Annotated in this window: 14 protein-coding genes; 11 read left to right on the top strand and 3 right to left on the bottom strand. The window is 42.8% G+C overall.

Going from position 1 to position 18223, the window contains the following annotated elements:
• Positions 1–34: 34 nt before the first annotated feature.
• Positions 35–1288: a vWA domain-containing protein gene (locus tag KPY62_RS04095; RefSeq protein WP_216580938.1), complete on the top strand. Its 1254-nt coding sequence runs from the start codon at positions 35–37 to the stop codon at positions 1286–1288.
• Positions 1289–1749: 461 nt separating this feature from the next.
• Positions 1750–2949 carry a globin domain-containing protein gene (locus KPY62_RS04090; protein ID WP_216580937.1) on the top strand — a complete coding sequence of 400 codons (1200 nt, stop codon included), beginning with the start codon at positions 1750–1752 and terminating at the stop codon, positions 2947–2949.
• 299 nt (positions 2950–3248) lie between these two features.
• Here the strand turns inward: KPY62_RS04090 and KPY62_RS04085 are convergent, their stop codons facing one another.
• Positions 3249–4166: a LysR family transcriptional regulator gene (locus KPY62_RS04085; protein ID WP_216580936.1), complete on the bottom strand. Its 918-nt coding sequence runs from the start codon at positions 4164–4166 to the stop codon at positions 3249–3251.
• A 187-nt stretch (positions 4167–4353) separates the two neighbouring features.
• Here KPY62_RS04085 and KPY62_RS04080 point away from each other — a divergent pair, with 187 nt between their 5' ends.
• The 6 genes from KPY62_RS04080 to KPY62_RS04055 all read left to right on the top strand — a co-directional run bounded on the left by KPY62_RS04080 (position 4354) and on the right by KPY62_RS04055 (position 12044).
• Positions 4354–4743, top strand: coding sequence for a RidA family protein (locus KPY62_RS04080; protein ID WP_216580935.1), 390 nt, complete (start codon positions 4354–4356; stop codon positions 4741–4743).
• A 118-nt stretch (positions 4744–4861) separates the two neighbouring features.
• On the top strand, positions 4862–6325 hold the full coding sequence (locus KPY62_RS04075; protein WP_216580934.1) for an aldehyde dehydrogenase family protein: 1464 nt from the start codon (positions 4862–4864) through the stop codon (positions 6323–6325).
• Between the two features lie 94 nt (positions 6326–6419).
• On the top strand, positions 6420–7409 hold the full coding sequence (locus KPY62_RS04070; RefSeq protein WP_216580933.1) for a membrane dipeptidase: 990 nt from the start codon (positions 6420–6422) through the stop codon (positions 7407–7409).
• A gap of 271 nt (positions 7410–7680) precedes the next feature.
• Entirely contained in the window at positions 7681–9366 is a 1686-nt protein-coding gene (locus KPY62_RS04065; protein WP_216580932.1) for a BCCT family transporter, read from the top strand.
• 156 nt (positions 9367–9522) lie between these two features.
• Positions 9523–11307 (top strand): hypothetical protein, encoded by a 1785-nt coding sequence (locus KPY62_RS04060; protein ID WP_228730565.1) that lies wholly within the window; start codon positions 9523–9525, stop codon positions 11305–11307.
• On the top strand, positions 11304–12044 hold the full coding sequence (locus KPY62_RS04055; protein ID WP_216580931.1) for a DUF3726 domain-containing protein: 741 nt from the start codon (positions 11304–11306) through the stop codon (positions 12042–12044). Before KPY62_RS04060 ends, KPY62_RS04055 begins: the two co-directional genes overlap by 4 nt.
• Positions 12045–12156: 112 nt before the next feature.
• Here KPY62_RS04055 and KPY62_RS04050 read toward each other — a convergent pair whose 3' ends face one another.
• Positions 12157–13593: an ATP-binding protein gene (locus tag KPY62_RS04050; protein WP_216580930.1), complete on the bottom strand. Its 1437-nt coding sequence runs from the start codon at positions 13591–13593 to the stop codon at positions 12157–12159.
• Between the two features lies 1 nt (position 13594).
• A complete protein-coding gene (locus tag KPY62_RS04045) occupies positions 13595–14311 on the bottom strand; it encodes a heavy metal response regulator transcription factor (protein ID WP_216580929.1) in 717 nt (238 codons plus the stop codon).
• Between the two features lie 322 nt (positions 14312–14633).
• Between KPY62_RS04045 and KPY62_RS04040 the strand changes: the two genes are divergently transcribed.
• From KPY62_RS04040 to KPY62_RS04030, 3 genes are all read left to right on the top strand, one after another.
• On the top strand, positions 14634–14822 hold the full coding sequence (locus tag KPY62_RS04040) for a hypothetical protein (RefSeq protein ID WP_216580928.1): 189 nt from the start codon (positions 14634–14636) through the stop codon (positions 14820–14822).
• Between the two features lie 159 nt (positions 14823–14981).
• Positions 14982–17387, top strand: a complete 2406-nt coding sequence (locus KPY62_RS04035; RefSeq protein ID WP_416384054.1) for a copper-transporting P-type ATPase — start codon at positions 14982–14984, stop codon at positions 17385–17387.
• Positions 17388–17576: 189 nt separating this feature from the next.
• Positions 17577–18176, top strand: a complete 600-nt coding sequence (locus tag KPY62_RS04030) for a DUF411 domain-containing protein (protein WP_216580926.1) — start codon at positions 17577–17579, stop codon at positions 18174–18176.
• Positions 18177–18223 lie beyond the last annotated feature (47 nt).

Here is an 18223-nt window from a genome sequence, read left to right as displayed (position 1 = left end):
CTGAGAAAATTCGCTAATAAGGGAGGCGTGCTTTATGTTTGTCAAATTATTCTATACCTTGCGTAGTTATGGGGTCCCTGTTAGTACTCGTGAGCTACTGGATCTTAATGCGGTGCTTGAGCATGGACTGATGATGCAGCCGTATGTTGATGGTGAGCCGCAAAGTCAACAAGACCAGCAAGATTGGCAGCCCCGCGCTTTCGCTAATCGTGAGGATATGTATCGACTTATTCGCTTGTGCATGGTCAAAGATGAGCGCCATTTCGATAAGTTCGATAGAGCTATGGCTGATTATTTTGAAGGAATCGATAGCTTAGATATCGATGAGCTAATGGCTAAGCTAACTGATATTCCGCAAGAGTGGTTAGATCTCAAGCTTGATCCTAATAATTTAACTGATGAGCAACGGCGACTACTGAAGAAGTATGGCTCGCTCGAAGAGCTTATGCAGGCCTTAGAAGAGCGTCTTAAAGAACAAAAAGAGCGCCATCAAGGCGGTAGCAAATGGGTGGGAACGGGGGGCAGCTCACCGTTTGGGTCTTATGGTGATCATCCAGAAGGGGTGCGAGTCGGTGGCGAATCGCGTAAGCGTAGCGCAGTGAAAGTCTGGGAGCAGCGCAAATACCGTAACCTTGATGATGATAGTTTACTTGGTACTCGGCAAATACAGATGGCGCTACGCAATTTGCGCCAATTTGCCCGTACCGGTAGTGCTAATGAGTTAGATATCCATGAGACTATCAAGCGTACTGCCAAAAAAGGCGTGCTCGATATTCATATGCAAGCTGAGCGCCGTAATCGGGTCAAAGTGCTAATGCTATTCGATGTAGGTGGCAGTATGGATGTCCATGTTGAAGCTTTAGAGAAACTATTTTCGGCCGCTAAAAATGAATTTAAGACCTTAGATTTTTTCTATTTTCATAATTGTCTCTATGACTATGTATGGAAGGACAATAACCGCCGCCATAGCGCGCCTATGCCAACCTTTGAGCTATTAAACAAGTATGGTCGTGAGTATCGAGTGATATTTGTGGGCGATGCTTCGATGTCTCCTTATGAGTTGTTTTCAGTAGGCGGCAGCGTTGAGTATATGAATAATGAAGCTGGTGTCGTTTGGCTAAAACGCGTACTGGCACATTTTGATAAAGTAGCGTGGCTAAATCCTGAAAACCCTAGCTATTGGTCTTATACTCAAACTATTGGGGAGATAAAAACCTTAATGAACGAGCAAATGTACCCGATGACGCTGCATGGCGTTGAAGATATGACTAGTTATTTAGCGCGTTAGTAAGTAGACAATAAGCCTTTACTATAAATTGATATCACTCAGTCCTTATATCGTCAGTGAAATCAGACAAGCAGTCGTTATGGAGTTCCTTCATAGCGGCTTTTTTTATTTATTATAAAGCGTTTCTTTATTTTAATTATCATTTCCGTATAACACTCATCGAGGGCTTTGAGCGCTGGTTTCGTAGTGTTTTTCCAATATTTTGCAATACTTTTGTTGGATATTTCTGTGATTATTAATGCCAAATTAAATTAAAAAATCATCATTAACAGCAGCTAATACTGGTATTTCATTGGTATTATTTCACAGTTATGATAACATTCATTTAAAATATATCTTATAGAGAATGATGGCGCTACTATCTGACGGCTGAGCACATAACTGCTTTGGCCAACGCTAGTCGCTATCGCTCGCTGTATTACCTAAACTTATTAATATGAACCACCACTAAGAGAGACATAATGGCTAGCGCAGAAACTATAGCAATCGTAAAAGCCACAGTTCCAGTACTTGAAGAGCAGGGCACAGCTATTACTAGTGTATTTTATCAAAACATGTTCGTTGAGCATCCTGAGCTATTAGATATTTTTAATAAGACCAATCAAAAACTGGGTCGCCAACAGACCGCTTTAGCAACGACGGTGTTAGCAGCGGCTAAACATCTTGAGCATTTAGCCGTATTATTGCCACAAGTAACTGAAATCAGTCATAAGCATCGTGCTTTGCAGATTTTGCCAGAGCATTACCCGATCGTAGGTAAGCATTTAATCGGTGCTATCAAGCAAGTGCTGGGTGAAGCGGCGAACGATGACATCATTGAGGCTTGGACAGAGGCTTATGACGAAATTGCTGGAGTGTTTATTGAGCTTGAAAAAGTAATGTATAAGGAAGCTATGTGGCAAGGCTTTGCTAGCTTTAAAGTGATTGAAAAAGTAGCAGCAGCTACTGATATTGCGGCTTTTACTGTGCTACCGGTCAATGACAATCAAGATGTCAGTCAAAGCATTGATTTGGGTCAACTAACTCTAACAGCGGGTCAATATATCACCGTAAAAACCGATCCTAAAAATAGCGATCATTTAGCTTTGCGTCATTATTCTTTGAATTCAGCGAGCACCGATAAAGGTATTCAGTTTGCAGTAAAAAGAGACAATCGCGATGGGCACTCAGGTTTAGTATCCAACTATCTGCATGACGAACTGCAAGTGGGTGAGACTATTTTGTTATCCGCACCAGCGGGCGACTTTGCTCTTAATAAAGCGCTGATACATCAGAATAAAACTCCGCTAGTGTTGATCAGTGCGGGTGTTGGCATTACCCCTATATTAGCCATGTTAGAGGCGCAAGTAACGGCCAATCCGCAACGACCTATTATTTGGGCATATGCTTGTCAAAATGAGCAGCATCACGGCTTTAAAGCCCAAGTCAATAATTATTTAGCTGCCGCGCAACAAGTAGATAAAAACATCTTTTATTTCGAAGAGGGGCAGCTATTAAAGGAGAGCTATCTGGCCACGCTACCTAAGCCTGCTGATATTTATGTCTGTGGCTCTATGCCATTTATGGAAAGCATGATCAATGGTTTGAACACTCTACAACACAGCGTTGATAGTGTTCACTACGAGCCTTTTGGCCCTAAAATGAGCTTGGAAATTAACTAAAATTAGTAATCAGTAGCTTAGCTTGTAAGTTGCATTTTGATTCATTGATTATAATTTAAGCAAGTAACGAGGCTGGTTACGGTACTGAATCAACAAGCGGCTATGTTGCCTTAGCCTTTTTATCTCTTAAAAACTGTCAGCCTTAAAAGCTATAAACCTTTGCTAGACGTCATCATTTAGTGAAGGTTTTTTATTGTCAAGATTTTTATTCCTCAGTTTCTATAGCCAACTTTTTATCAGTAAGCCTTTATTACTAATCCTTTATTAATAGGCTTTTATCAGTATTGAAGACGCTTTAATTATAGTAAATAATTTTCCTGTACGTGTTCAATGCATAACTTATAAAAGGCTTGTGCAGCTGGAGAAACAGATTTATTGGCCAGTTTAAAAATACCAATTTGTCTGACTAAACAAGGCTCAAGTAAGTCTATCCAGACTAGCTCCGGCTCATTGGCGGGAAAGGCTAACTTGGGTAGGGTAGTAATACCCAAATCATGGCGCAATAGGGAGAATAATGAAGTAATGTTTTCTACCGTATAGCGTGCTTGACGGTTAAGTACCTCAGCGGGCGTGTTCTCTAATAGTCTACAAGTACCGTTATAGATGAAAGGTAGGTCGACTAATTGCTGCCATTGAAGTCCTAGTGCTTTGTTAGTGGTGGTGCCTGTTGCTAACGGCTTGGATAAAGCGTTTAGCGGACTGCTACTTAGACAGACAACCCCAACAGGATCTGACAGTAGTAAAGTAAAATCTATATCTTCTTGAGCGATGCTAGTACAGTTACCTAAAGCCAGATCTACTTCACCGCTTAATAATCGTTTGGCCACCCCAACAGAGTTATCGTCTATCAATACAATCTCGATATCTGGATAGCGCTTAGAGTATTCACCCAATACGCTAGGCAGTAGTTTAGTGACTAGAGAGGGCACACTAGCTATTCTTATTTTACCTTTATTGCCTGAAGCGCAAGCTTTTAGATCTTCTTGCAACAAGTTATAAGCGTTAAGAAACTGCTCAACCTTAGGTAAGCAACTCTCGCCAAAAGGGGTTAATAACGCATTATTGCCCGTTTCAAATAATGCCTGACCTAAGGTCTTTTCCAGCTCTTTAGTAGAAGCTGATATTGCCGCTTGTGAGCGATTAGCACGGTTTGCTGCTGCCCGAAAGCCTCCTTCTTCTACTACATATAAGAAATGCCGTAATTGCTGTAATTTCATGGCGCTTAGCGTCCTACTATTTATGGATATCAATGAAATACTATAGCGCTGATCGATAGATTAAATCTATCATATTTAATATTTAATTGATTAGATTTATCACTATGAACTGCGTAGCATGAATGTTGAGCAATATAAAGCTGATAGAACACCACTTTTACTCTAAAAAATGCAAAGGATAAAACAGATGAGTACCCACTCAAGCAAACAAGCGGTCAAAACTGAACTTTACGCCTCTAAGTCGCCCCTTGAGTGGGCAATTACTAACAATGGCACGCTGTATACCGCGCAAATCCCTATCGATGAAAACGGTGAGGTAGTCGCTGGTGGTATCGAGGCGCAAGCTCGGCAAACGCTAGATAACCTAAAGCATACCTTAGAGTGTGCTGGTACGGATATGAATGCAGTGCTACAAGTCCTTATTTATGTCACTGATCGCGAGTATCTAAAAACGGTCAATCAAGTTTATGCTGAGTATTTCAGCGCCCCTTATCCAAACCGTGCAGCGTTGGTTATATCAGGATTGGCACGTGAAGAGATGTTGGTTGAGTTGGTAGTGTATGCGGCGGTAGCTTAAGTTTTAAAACCGATATTTTATTTCAAGAACTATAATTGATATTTTAACCAGTACAATCGATAGCTTTGCTGCTAATGGTTCAACTAAATTTTTAAATTATTTCAATAAGGATGTTTTTATGTCAGCCCAAGCCCTTAAACAAGATCCACAACAATCACTTTATATCAATGGTGAATGGCAAACGGGTAGCGATACCATTAATAATATTAACCCCTCCGATATTAGCGAAACTATTGGTGAGTTTGCACAAGCTAGTAGTGAGCAAGTCAAAGACGCTATTGCAGCGGCTCGTCAGGCACAGCCAAAATGGGAAAAAACCCCTCTAGAGAAAAAGCAAGCTATCTTGCAAGCTATTGGTGATGAAATGATTGCTCGTTGTGATGAGCTTGGGGTTCTGCTGTCACGTGAAGAAGGTAAGCCGTTCGCAGAAGGCCGTGGTGAAATCTATCGTGCCGGTCAGTTCTTTCATTACTATGCTGCCGAAGTGTTACGTCAGATAGGCGATACTGCCGATTCGGTACGTCCGGGCGTCAAGGTGGAAGTCACTCGTGAAGCAGTCGGTGTAGTAGCTATTATATCGCCTTGGAACTTCCCAACCGCAACTGCGGTATGGAAAATAGCCCCCGCTTTAGCTTTTGGTAATAGCGTCATTTGGAAGCCTGCCAATTTAACCCCAGCTAGTGCTGTCGCATTAGCTGAGATTATCCACCGTCAAGGGCTGCCCGAAGGTACCTTTAACTTGCTACTAGGGGGCGGCTCCTCAGTTGGTGACTCCTTAATCCATTCAAAAGATATCGATGCGGTTAGCTTTACTGGTTCAGTGCCGACTGGTCGCAAAGTTGCTGCGGCAACCGCTCCTAACTTCGTACGCTGTCAACTGGAGATGGGTAGTAAAAACGCTCTCGTTATCGCTGATGATGCGGATTTGCAAGTAGCGATTGATGCTGCTGTTGCTGGCGCATTTGGGGGTTCAGGGCAGAAGTGTACCGCTTCTTCACGCTTGATTGTGATGGACGGTATCCACGACGCTTTCGTTGAAGGTGTAGTAGCAAAAATGAAAACCTTAAAAGTTGGTCATGCGCTAGATGACGGTATCTTTATGGGCCCCGTCGTTGATGATAAGCAGCTAGCCTCAAACATGGATTGGATCGAAAAAGCCAAGCAAGCTGGTGCGCACTTAGCCTTTGGTGGCGAGCGTTTAGACTTAGCCCATGAAGGCTATTATATGTCGCCCACTTTGTTTACTGAGACTGATAATAGTTGGGAGGTTAACCAAGAAGAAGTGTTCGCCCCTATGGCTTGTGTGATGCGCGTCAACAGTTTAGAAGAAGCCATTGCTATGACCAACGATACCCGCTTTGGTTTGACTGGCGGTATTATCACCCAAAGCTTGCGTAATAGCGCGATGTTTAAAGAGCAAGTACAAGCTGGCTGTGTGATGGTGAACTTAGCGACTGCAGGTACTGATTATCACGTGCCGTTTGGTGGTCGTAAAGAGTCCAGCTTTGGTCCACGTGAGCAAGGTCAGTATGCTAAAGAGTTTTATACTATTGTCAAAACTGCTTATCAAAAAGCGTACTAGAGACTTAATAAAAAGGATGCTAACCGCAATTAGTGCACAAGGTTTTACAAATGTCCCTAGTGGCTACTTATAAAAGCATACAAGGAATTTGATCATGTACAAAGACCAAATTGTCATCGATGGATTACAATATAGCAACTGGGATCGTGACTATTTTAAAATGCTGCAAACGAGTGGTATCAATGCAGTACATGCCACTTTAGTCTATCACGAAGATGCTCGGCAGACGATGACACGCTTTGCAGAATGGGATAGCCGTTTTGAGCAAAACTCAGACCTTATCTTGCCAGTGTATTCAGTCGATGATATCGAAATGGCTAAGCAGCAAGGCAAAGTGGGTATCTTCTTTGGCGCGCAAAACTGCTCGCCAATAGATGATGAGATTGGCCTGATTAGCGTGATGCGCCGCTTAGGGTTACTGATTATGCAACTGACTTATAACAACCAAAGCTTGCTAGCAACGGGTTGTTATGAGCAAAATGATAGCGGTGTTACGCGTTTTGGTCAGCAAGCGATAGCAGAGATGAATCGAGTAGGGATGATTATCGATATGTCGCACAGCGCTGAGCAATCGACGCTTGAGGCAATCGAATACTCTACACGGCCGATATGTATCAGTCATGCCAATCCAACTACTGCCCACGATGCGCTACGTAATAAGTCTGATACGGTTATAACTGCCTTAACGCAAGCCGGTGGACTATTAGGTTTTAGCTTATATCCTTTTCACTTACCCAATGGCAGTGATTGTACGCTTAGTGATTTTTGTACCATGATTGCTAATTGTGCTGATAAATATGGGGTTGAGCATTTAGCTATTGGTAGTGATTTATGTCTCAATCAACCGAAATCAGTACTCGAATGGATGCGTAATGGGCGCTGGTCAAAGGCGATGGATTATGGCGAAGGCAATGCTAATAATTCAGGCTGGCCAGATAACTTACCTTGGTTTGCAGGCAAGAATGGTATGGAGAATATCTATAACGGTCTGCTCAAACATGGCTTCGATGATAAAAATGCTGGAAAAATAATTGGTAAAAATTGGTTTGATTTTCTTCAGCAAAGTATAAGGCCTTTGGCTTAGTGTTTTTTTGAGTTTCTTAAACTTGTTAAACTTAGTGTTTTGTTGAACTTAGCATAAAGCCTCTAGCTGAGCATTTATTTTAAAAGCCAAAGATTGATGGCACCATAAGACACTCAGTGTTTTGTGGCGCTAAACACCCTTCATAAAAAAGAGGTTTTTATAGCAAGTCTTTAGGTGCAAAAGATTGTCAGATAGTGAGGTAGATAGACAATGAGGTAGTTACCAGCATCTTTAGTTTCAATGACGAAACGTTATCATATGGAGTAACACTATGGCCGGCTTAAAAGGATTTAACAATAAGGATGGCGAGCAAGGGCGCTCGGCTGACGCTAGTAATGTAGAAGATGATTTAACTCATGTAGAAGGCTCAGCGGATACTTTAGGTCTCAAAAACCCAGCGTTTTGGTACAGCGGTGGTTTTATTATTATCTTTGTACTAATGGCTATCTTTGCAGAAGAGCGCTTATCAAAAATAGTAGATGTAGGCTTTGTTTGGTCGGCTAAAATATTTGGTCCTTTTTGGCAAATATTACTATTAGCTACTTTTGTGATTGCATTAGCAGTTGGGGCTGGTCGCACTGGGCGGGTGATTTTAGGTAATTTACCAAAGCCTGAAATGGATAATTTTAAATGGATGGCTATTCTGTTTTGTACGCTACTGGCTGGTGGCGGGGTATTTTGGGCAGCTGCTGAACCTATTGCTCATTTTGTCTCAGCGCCACCGCTATACGGTGAGTCTGCTGATATTCAACAACGCTCCTTTAATGCATTATCACAAGCCTTTATGCATTGGGGCTTTTTGGCTTGGTCTATTGTCGGTAGTTTGACCGCTATTGTAGTGATGCATTTGCATTATGACAAAGGCTTACCACTCAAGCCGCGCACGCTTTTGTATCCTGTATTTGGCGAGCGAGTGCTAACCGGTCAAGCCGGAGCTATCATTGATGCTTGCTGTATCGTGGCGGTTGCGGCTGGTACTATTGGTCCTATTGGGTTTTTAGGCTTACAGACTAGCTATGCTTTGAATGCGCTCTTTGGTCTTCCTGATACGTTTACTACTCAACTTATTATTATTGTATTTGCTATCACCCTTTATACTATTTCAGCCATTAGTGGTCTAGCGCGTGGCATGCAAATACTTAGCCGCTTTAACGTTACATTAGCGGTTGGGCTAATGATCTTTATTTTGATATTTGGACCCACTAGCTTTATTATTAATGGCTATATCCAAGGCGTCGGCACTATGGTCGATCAATTTATTCCGATGGCTACTTTCCGTGGTGATGAAGGGTGGCTTGGCGGTTGGACAGTATTCTTTTGGGGTTGGTTCTTGGGCTATGGTCCGATGATGGCTATCTTTATCGCCCGTATCTCACGTGGCCGTACTATTCGCCAGTTGATTACCACGGTTTGTATTATTGCCCCTCTCGTTACCTGTTTTTGGTTCACAGTGGTTGGTGGTTCAGGCTTAGCCTTTGAGATTGCCAATCCTGGTAGCGTAAGTACCGCTTTTGAAGGCTTTAACTTACCTGGAGCGCTATTAGCCGTCACGCAGCAGCTACCGTTCCCATTAGTTATCTCCATACTGTTCTTGATCTTGACTACCGTGTTTATCGTCACTACTGGTGATTCCATGACTTATACCATCAGTGTGGTTATCAGTGGCGAGAGAGAGCCTAACGCTTTTATCCGTACCTTTTGGGGCGTGATGATGGGGGTTACCGCTATCGTGTTAATATCGCTCGGTTCAGGGGGAGTGGCAGCGTTACAATCCTTTATCGTCATTACTGCGGTGCCTGTATCCTTTATTCTACTACCGTCGCTATGGAATGGACCACAAATAGCCCAGCAGATGGCTCGTGATCAAGATCTTTATCGTCCTAATCGAGTTGAGACCGATCATCGCATCAGCGAGGAAAATCTGGCTAGAAAAGCCGTAATCGAAAAAGAGCAATAATTATGAGGCTGTCAGTTTAGTCAATAAGGTATTGGCTAGGCTGACCGTTTGACATGACCTGTTATAAGAACGGTTATAAGAACAAGTAGCTGGCATCAGCAGTTGACAGTAGTCACTGTAATGCTGGCTCAACACATTATATAGGGTAGTGATATTATGAATTTGATTCACGCAAGTAATGAAAGTATTGACATAACGACTCAGTCTTTACGTAACCCTGATGTGGTCATGAATGCTGAAAGATTGGGTGCCATGCATCAAACCCGTATTAGCTTTGTGCGTACACTATTGCGTAAAATCGATAGAGAAAAGTGGACCCTAAGCACTCATCTTTGGGAGTTAGATGCGCAAGGTTATGGACAAGTTATCTATCGTTTAAGTACCCCGGAGCATGTTTATAATTTAGTAGTGTTTTGCAATGAGTTGGCTGATGATGAGCGCAATGATCGAGTAATCGCTGAAAAATGGGACGTCACTTTTGGGCTAGTCTATGGTGAGATTAGCACTGAGCTACTCGATAATCTAAAATCTAATGTACCGCTGCAAGAAGCGGGTCGTAACTCAAACATGGTTATGGTACTAGCACGAGCCAATAAAAGTGTGCGAGTGTTTGATCATATTGTCAGCTCCCTAGCTAAAGGTCAGCAGCCTGATCTTGATGTACTGGCACAAGTAGGCTATATCCTGCGTACTACTGCCGTCTATGGGAATGGTAAATTTGGTATTTATGATTTCAAACCACTAGATCATAGCGAAGATTTTAACCAGTCCTTCCGTGCGCAGATGTGCGCGGTATATTTATTGCGAGAGTTTAGCCTAAACTGGGTAGACTATCTCGCTAAGCAAAAGGGCGGTGACAAAGCTGTTGCGCTACATTCAGAGATTAAGCGTTATTTAGGGATAGGTAACGCTACTGGTTTAGGGATGGCACCGTATCTACTCAATCATCCTTGTATTGTTGATCAATGGCTAACCACTCGAGAGGAGGCACTGCAGTCGGTGTTAGTGTGCGCTATTGAAACTGAAAAGGTGGCCTACTTTAAGCGTTTACTTGTCCGAGCCGTGCAGCATTTCTCTGAGATAGTCACTATCAACGAGCAGCAAGTAAAACTAAATGAGACCGTAGTCAAAGAACTGACGGCATTACAAAATAAGATAATCACTATAACTAGCACAATGAATCGCTATCCTACTTGGGCAGCGTTCTTAGAAGATCACCAGCAGTTAAGCTTGGAGAGCCAAGAAGTTATGATCTCTTGCTTGCTAGAGCTGTATCCTGAGCGTGTCGATGCGTTCCAAGAAATGGTTAACGCTGATGAGACCTTGTCGCTGCCTAAAAGTAAAGTAGTAGCAGACTTATTACAAGTATTAGAAACCCATTACCAATGGGCAATCAATATTGACTTTACTGACCCTGATAATAGCTACTGGTTTTGGTATCGTTCAGTGGATAAAGAGGAGCCAAGAATGGGCGTGCGTGGCCAAGAGCAAGGCGCTGATCGTGAGATGTTTTTAGACGTAGCTCGCCAAGCTAACCATTTGTATTCAGCATTGAAACAGGCAGATGCCCAGCAACTGATCTCCGAATTTATACTAAATAAGCCTAAGTATCGCTCAATTGCTCGTCGTGTTTGGACTATGGGGCATAAAAAAATGGGTGATATTCAGATGAATGTGCTGCATAAGGATACTTTGCCTATTCATTTGCTACGCTGTAAATTATCGATGTTTGGGGCGACTAAGTTTGACCCACGTTCTGATCGTTGGGTGCGAGTGACTTTATTCCAAGGAGCGCCTTTATTCCATGAAGTAGATAGCGATGAATGGTTGTTTCCGCTGCTGCCAAGAATCAATGAGCCAGCGGTAACCAATCAACCAGCTACAATCAATGAGCAGCCAACAACAGCGGATAGTTCGGTATCGATAGGGGAAGCGCTATGATCGTATCACGCAACGAGATTATTACCACTGTCTATAAAGCTTTTGCGGGTATGCATCGAGAAGTAGGCGAGGCTGACCTTATCGCCACTATGGTGGCAGAGTTACAGATGGCAGGGCTAGATGGGATACGACAATTTAACAATGCTAGTCCTTATATCTTAACGGGACAAGACATCCCTATCACTATTGTTCATCAAAGTGCCGATGAGATGGGCTTAGATCTGCATAACAGCAGCTTAGTCTGTCACTTGCCTTCAATAATGGACTATGCGTTGGAGAAGATGGGCGATCTTGAGCATTTTAAGATTACTTTATATAATTGTCATAACCGCTGGCTAGCTTATAGCGAGCTGGTAAGTTTGGCCGCAAAAGGTATCGCTTGTCTGGCACGCTGGGACAATGGTAGCGCGCCTAGGCATACTTTGTTTACTCTTAATCAAGGCTTTGTTTATCCTGACTTGTACTTCTTTAACAAACCGCAGGTTGACCATGATAAACAAGCTTACGATAAGCAAGATATCGTTATCGAGTTGGCGACGGCTAACTTCGATATAGAAAATGACATCCAGCACTTTGATCATAAGATATCGACCGATGAGCTGTTTGAAACTCATAATAGGGCTTGGAAAGAAGGGATTTACGTCGATGATGAACAATGGGCAATATTAAAGAAAAGTGCAGCTGCAATACTAGTCGAAAACAGCGAGGTGTCTAGTCAAGGCGCTGGAGGGGTGTGAGGTTTGTTTTAGCAATGTGCCGTATGCCTTATGCCGTGTTCCGTATAAAGCATAAAAACCGAGTTCAATGACTGGGTTTTTTTAGTTAAACGTAAGCGTAAGCCTAGTTGTATTACTGAACTATAGGTAAGGTTATATGAACTTCAAAAGTATATTCATCTTTTACCATTATACTTATCTTGCCATTATGTGCGCCAGCGATAGCCTGCACAATTGACAAACCTAGCCCTGTGCCAGCATGCCAAAGGTTATCTTTATCATGGCGATAAAAACGTTCGAACAGTTTATCAGCTTCTATCTGTGTTAGTGGCCTATCTAATTGATTGCTTATAGTTATTTTAGTTTTGGACGGCGTACTAGTAGCAGTGACTCCGATAGTAATCACGCTGTCAGCTGCGGCATAATAAATAGCATTGGATAGCAAGTTGGCAAATAAGCGTTGTAAGAGACTTTCATCACCCAATAGCGCTGGAAAACTACTGCTCTTGGCAAAAGTTATGCCTCTATCTTCTGCTATCACTTCATAATAACTGACCAGTTTAGTGAGTAAAGCAGCTGTATTAACCTGATTTAACTGCGACTGATAAAGCCCTTTTTGAGTCTTAGCTAGCAGTAGCATATTACTGATGAGACCAGATAACTGATCTAAGGTGTCATGTTGATGATGCAGCTGCTCGACATATTCACCATTGTCTCTAGGCTTACTAAGCATCACTTGGGTTTGAGTACTCAAAGTCGCCAGTGGGGTGCGCAGCTCATGAGCAATATCATCTGAAAAGCGTGATATTGAGTCAAAATTGTGTTCAAGTTTATCCATCATAGCGTTATAAGCGTCAGCTAGTGGTCGTAACTCACTAGGCATCTTGCTGACGGTGATCCTATCGCTAAGCTGTTCGGCGTTGATGCGCTGCATCTTATAACTAAAAGTCGCTAGCGGTGCAAAGCCTAAATGGACGCTAAAGGCGGCAACGGATACTAATAACAAAGTAATAGCGATTAATATAAAGATGAGTTGGCGGTTGAATTGGATAAGGTACTGATGATGGACATCCATAGGCAGAGCAATCAGCGCTAAGTAGTCAGCCTGTTCAATAATAAGGGCACGATAATGGTGATTGTTAAACTGTAAGTTAAACGACTGGTCAAACTGACGTTGCCATAAGCGCCGTAGGGAAGGACTATCAGCGACATTAGTAAAGTCTTTAGGTGAGCTGCTGAGAATTTGACCACTTTTATTAGCAATGATGGTCTTTACTTCATAATCTAGCTTAGGATTGGCAAGAGGCTGCTGATCTAGCTGCGGACTATTAACAGTCTGCTTAGCAAGCTCAGGGGTGCTTGGTTGCTCAAGTGTACTAGCACTCATACGCTGGCGTAAATTAAAAGCAGCATGAGTCAAAGTTTCGCTATCCATTTGCTCGAAATGGCCTCTGACAGAACGCTGTATCCATACATACAAAAATATTTGAGTGATCATCACAAAGACAGTTAATAATAAGATCGTTCGCCATAATAGCGATAACCGTCGATCCGTAGTGAGAGGAGTCATGCTAATTATTTTCCGTACTGGTTTCTATAATATCGCTGCTGTCTACAGCCTCTAGCCGATAGCCCATGCCACGAACGGTACGTATTAGCTTTATAGGATAAGCATCATCGATTTTTATTCTTAGACGTCGAATAGCGACATCTATGACGTTAGTGTCACTATCGAAGTTCATGTCCCAGACTTGAGAGGCGATAACTGAGCGTGGGAGTACTTCTCCTTGATGCTCAAGAAAAAACTGTAATAGGGCAAATTCTTTCGCGGTCAAAATAATAGCTTGCTCCCCTCTATGGACGCTACGTTTAGCGATATCCATTTTTAGGTCAGCAATGTGCATGACGGTACTTTTATATTCCGCTTGATTGGCTCGGCGCAATAAGCTTTTTATTCTGACTAGTAGCTCAGCAAAAGCAAAAGGCTTAGTCAAATAGTCATCACCACCAATCTCGATACCTTTTATACGATCACTTAAGTCGTCTTTTGCGGTCAAGAATAATACCGGAGTGCTCTTGCCAGCGGCGCGATAATTGCGCACTAGCTCAAAGCCGCTAATATCAGGTAGCATCACATCCATGACTACTACATTGAAATCCTCCGTTACCAGTGCATGATAACCATCGAGTCCGGTGGTTTTATGCTCAACGATAAAGCCAGCTTCGGTTAAGCCTTTTTTAATATAATCGCCAAGTGATACTTCATCTTCGACTAACAAAACTTTCATATAGCACCTGATTAAATAACTTGTGGGTAGATGACTTAGCGTTATACCGCTTAGAGGAAAAGGTTTTTGCGTGGTAATAACTTTTTTTAATATGATGATAGAGCAAGGTGCAGCATATTAGTAGCTAACAATCTTAACATGACAGCATTGTCATCTAAGCGTCATCTTGGGGTTAGAGTCACTACGTTAAACTACTGTTACTATTTTGACTAATAGTTGCCCTGGTATTAAAATTTGCTAAATACAAGACTTAGCTAATGCATGTGGTTATTGCTATTAATGCTAAAGCTACTTGTAGCGCTAACTGTTAAGGAGAAACGTTATGTTGAACATTATAATGCATGGAATGATGAATGACTCAATGATGCATGAAGGTATGATGAACGGAGGTATGATGAATGGTATGGGCTGGGGAATGATGCTTCTAGGTCTAGCGTTGATAGTACTAGTTTTTGCTGTGCTTATATTAACTATTATGGCGCTGTTCAAATATTTACGCAAACAGCTATAGGACTTATAAATAGCTGTGCCTAATGATACAGAAAATTACTCCAGTACCATTGTGTAGGGTCTGAATGTCTACTTGCCGTCTTTAAGGGATTATTTTATGAAACATAATACGCATGAAGAATCAGGAATAGACAATGACCGCGCCAATGCTAACGGGACTATGAATATGGATACGAAGTCTATCGAAGGCGGCAAGTACGACAAAGTGCCAGAAGGCTACAACGGCACGGTCTATATATGCCCAATGCACCCAGAAGCCAGAGATATTAAAGATAGCGGCTGTCCGATATGCAAAATGTCTTTAAAACCTGAAGATATTGTTGCCAAGATGGCATATAAAAAAGATGAGCAGGCAAGTTGCCACAGCCACAGCGCAGCAAATACTAAGGTAAAATCTGTAAAAGGTGGCAAATACGATAAAGTGCCTGCTGAGTACAGTGGAACTATTTATACTTGTCCTATGCATCCAGAAGTCAGAGATGTGAAGAGTAGTGGCTGTCCTATATGTGGTATGGCCCTTGAATCAGAAACGGCTAGCATTGGTGAGGAAGATACCTCAGAGCTTGACGACATGAAGCACCGTTTTTGGATCTGTACGGTGCTGACCATCCCTTTGTTCCTATATGCAATGAGCGATATGGTCGGCATCAACCTAGACAACGTTGGCCAATATAATATTTCTGGACAGCTAGCACAGTGGATACAGTTAGCGCTTGCAACACCAGTGGTATTGTGGGGCGCAGCGCCTTTTTTCGTCCGAGGTTGGCAATCGATAAAAAGTCGTAACCTAAATATGTTCACCTTAATTGCAATAGGCGTAGGTACAGCGTTTGGCTTCAGTCTAGTAGCGACCTTTATTGCTGATATTTTCCCAGATAGTTTTAGAGACGCCTCCGGTCAAGTCGGTGTGTACTATGAAGCAGCAGCGGTCATCACCACACTAGTACTATTAGGTCAGGTTCTAGAGCTAAAAGCCAGAAGTCAAACCTCCGGTGCGATCCGTGCTCTGCTTGAGCTGGCACCACCAAACGCAAGACGCGTGAATGAAAACGGTGTTGAAACAGAAGTCTCTCTTGACGAGATTGTCAGTGGTGACAAACTGCGAGTTAAGCCAGGAGAGAAGCTGCCAGTAGACGGCATAGTGCTTGATGGTAATAGCAACGTCGACGAATCAATGGTCACTGGTGAACCTTTGCCTATTGCAAAAATAGCAGGTGATACAGTCACCGGCGGCACAGTAAATGGTACCGGAACGCTATTAGTAGAAGCGGTTGATGTTGGTGATGATACGGTATTGTCCAAGATCGTCAAGATGGTTGCCGAAGCCCAGCGTAGCCGCGCCCCTATACAAAAGCTAGTTGATAAAGTAGCGAGTTGGTTTGTGCCAATCGTCCTTATTTGCTCAGTTATAACTTTTATAGTCTGGGCTGTGTTCGGACCTACACCAGCAATGGCTTTTGCACTAGTCAATGCTATCGCGGTACTAATCATAGCTTGCCCTTGCGCCTTAGGTCTAGCCACGCCAATGTCGATCATGGTTGGCACTGGTAAAGGCGCACAGAATGGGGTGCTTATCAAAAATGCTGAAGCTTTAGAAAGCATGGAAAAAGTCGATACTATCGTTGTTGATAAGACAGGAACGCTGACCGCTGGCAAGCCAGAGCTCACCGCTATCGAAGCGCTTGGCGACTTAGATAAGGATGAACTTCTGATGCTTGTAGCCGCAGTAGAGGCTGCCAGCGAACATCCTTTAGCGGCCGCTATTGTCGAAGCTGCAAAGGCAAAATCTGTCGACACTGCAAAAGCTAGCGATTTTAGCTCGACTACAGGTGAAGGCGTACAGGCGCTGGTAAATGGTAAGCAAGTAGGCGTAGGTAATACAAAATTTATGCAACGCCTTGATAGCTTTGACACTGCGCTTTTAGAGCGTGCTGATAAACGTAGAAAAGATGGCGAAACGGTAATGTTTGTAGCAGTAGATGGGCGAGCTGCTGGTCTAATCTCAGTTGCTGACCCGATCAAGCCAAGTACTAGTGAAGCAATATCATTGCTGCATAAAGCTGGACTGCGAGTAGTGATGCTGACAGGTGACAACGAAATAACTGCTAAAGCGGTTGCCAGCAAACTCAATATCGACGAGGTACATGCTGATGTCTCTCCCGAGGACAAAAACCGCATTATCAAAGAGTTACAGAATAGCGGAAAAGTTGTGGCTATGGCGGGTGACGGTATCAACGATGCGCCCGCTCTAGCACAAGCTGATGTCGGTATTGCGATGGGTACTGGCACTGATGTGGCGATGGAGAGTGCTACTATTACTTTAGTGAAAGGTGATCTGATGGGAATTGTCAGAGCCCACAAGCTAAGCCATTCTACAATGAGTAATATCAGACAAAATCTGTTCTTTGCATTTTTTTATAATGCACTGGGGATACCGCTTGCTGCCGGTATATTGTATCCGTTTTTTGGGATTCTACTCAGTCCAATGATAGCAGCAGCTGCTATGAGTCTCTCTTCGGTATCAGTTATAGGCAACGCGCTGCGCTTACGCCGTCTAAAGCTTTAGTTTTATTATATCGAAGCTAGACCAACTATCCTATTCTGTAATTTTTTATTCAACGTGTCTTATATGTTTTGCGTGTCTTAGATGACGGCATTGTCATCTGAGCGTCATCTTGGGGTCAGAGTCAGCATGGTAGCTTAGTAACTATTATCAATTACTAACCACGTTATATTAGAGCGCAAGGATAGTTTTATGCAAAGCTACAACCGTCTATTTTCTGCTAAATACCGTAATTTATCTGCTCCAGTATTGTTATTAATATTGAGCTCAACACTATTCGCTTGTGGCCAAACTGAGACTATCGATGTTGCTAATAGCCCTAAAACTGATGCTGTGCAAAATGAGAAATTAACAGCTGTAACCGTGCCAACCAGTAACCCAGCATTACTAAAAAACGTCTCAGCGACTGTCTATAAAGATATAGATTGTGGCTGCTGTAAGGAATGGATAGATCATGCGCAAAGCAATGGTATGAGTACTACTGCCCAGCATCCTAAAGATTTAGCTTTATTCAAAGATCGTTATGGTGTGCCTAACGACATGCGCTCTTGCCATACTACGGTCACTACTGATGGCTATGTGTTTGAAGGTCATGTGCCTGCCAAATATGTCGCTGAATTTTTAGCCAATCCGCCTATTCAAGCACTGGGACTGGCTGTCCCTGGTATGCCTATGGGTAGTCCGGGTATGGAATATCAAAACCAGTTTATGCCTTATCAAGTCATGCAGATCAATAAAGATGGCAGTAGTGAGGTTTATGCCAGTATCGAAACTAGCGACCAGCAACTTTAGTTTGTTTTGTAGTTCAAAACCTTAGAGTTTCAAGGGTATAATCAGAC

It is taken from the genome of Psychrobacter sp. TAE2020, assembly GCF_018919485.1.
In the GTDB taxonomy this organism is placed as follows: Bacteria; Pseudomonadota; Gammaproteobacteria; order Pseudomonadales; family Moraxellaceae; genus Psychrobacter.
The sequence above is the reverse complement of the archived record's forward strand: the minus strand, read 5'-3'. Positions and strand labels throughout refer to the sequence as shown.

Bases quoted from the DNA above. Each gene is read 5' to 3' on its own strand.
- KPY62_RS04095 (WP_216580938.1), top strand. From the start codon at position 35: ATGTTTGTCAAATTATTCTATACCTTGCGTAGTTATGGGGTCCCTGTT.
- KPY62_RS04090 (WP_216580937.1), top strand. From the start codon at position 1,750: ATGGCTAGCGCAGAAACTATAGCAATCGTAAAAGCCACAGTTCCAGTA.
- KPY62_RS04085 (WP_216580936.1), bottom strand. From the start codon at position 4,166: ATGAAATTACAGCAATTACGGCATTTCTTATATGTAGTAGAAGAAGGA.
- KPY62_RS04080 (WP_216580935.1), top strand. From the start codon at position 4,354: ATGAGTACCCACTCAAGCAAACAAGCGGTCAAAACTGAACTTTACGCC.
- KPY62_RS04075 (WP_216580934.1), top strand. From the start codon at position 4,862: ATGTCAGCCCAAGCCCTTAAACAAGATCCACAACAATCACTTTATATC.
- KPY62_RS04070 (WP_216580933.1), top strand. From the start codon at position 6,420: ATGTACAAAGACCAAATTGTCATCGATGGATTACAATATAGCAACTGG.
- KPY62_RS04065 (WP_216580932.1), top strand. From the start codon at position 7,681: ATGGCCGGCTTAAAAGGATTTAACAATAAGGATGGCGAGCAAGGGCGC.
- KPY62_RS04060 (WP_228730565.1), top strand. From the start codon at position 9,523: ATGAATTTGATTCACGCAAGTAATGAAAGTATTGACATAACGACTCAG.
- KPY62_RS04055 (WP_216580931.1), top strand. From the start codon at position 11,304: ATGATCGTATCACGCAACGAGATTATTACCACTGTCTATAAAGCTTTT.
- KPY62_RS04050 (WP_216580930.1), bottom strand. From the start codon at position 13,593: ATGACTCCTCTCACTACGGATCGACGGTTATCGCTATTATGGCGAACG.
- KPY62_RS04045 (WP_216580929.1), bottom strand. From the start codon at position 14,311: ATGAAAGTTTTGTTAGTCGAAGATGAAGTATCACTTGGCGATTATATT.
- KPY62_RS04040 (WP_216580928.1), top strand. From the start codon at position 14,634: ATGTTGAACATTATAATGCATGGAATGATGAATGACTCAATGATGCAT.
- KPY62_RS04035 (WP_416384054.1), top strand. From the start codon at position 14,982: ATGAATATGGATACGAAGTCTATCGAAGGCGGCAAGTACGACAAAGTG.
- KPY62_RS04030 (WP_216580926.1), top strand. From the start codon at position 17,577: ATGCAAAGCTACAACCGTCTATTTTCTGCTAAATACCGTAATTTATCT.